This is a genomic window from Bradyrhizobium sp. Crot121, from assembly GCF_059512385.1.
On the sequence record NZ_JCAMOR010000392.1, the window covers coordinates 1 to 435 of the forward strand.

A 435-nucleotide genomic window follows, 5' to 3' on the forward strand; every position below is an offset into this window, starting at 1 on the left:
GCTTTCCACATGCTCGATGTGTCCTTCGAAGAATACGATGCCTTCATCGAGCCGGAACGCCTTCAACCCACCGAACCATTCAAGACCGGCAGCAAAGATTCTCTACTCAAATGGAACGAACTCGGACGCGCAGGCCGGGAATTCGTCGGTTCGGGACCGTCGGCGGCCGACATAAGCATCATTACCGGACGGAGCGCAATTGAGCCTATTCGCGTATATGTCGGTTTGCGGACCGCCGAAACCACAGAGCAACGGGCAAAACTCGCATTGGAGGAACTGAAACGCGCGCATGGCTTCGATCGCTCCATCCTTATCGTCATAACTCCGACCGGTACCGGGTGGATCGATCCGGCAGCAATCGACAGCGTCGAATACTTGCACGATGGCGATGTCGCCAGCGTCGCACTCCAATATTCCTATCTTTCCAGTCCACTG

General features: G+C 55.6%; 1 protein-coding gene. It reads left to right on the top strand.

The annotated features are described in order from the left end of the window. Positions 1 to 435 (top strand): alpha/beta-hydrolase family protein (locus AC5ZGW_RS47140; RefSeq protein WP_496114273.1); only part of this gene is annotated, 435 nt, incomplete at both ends.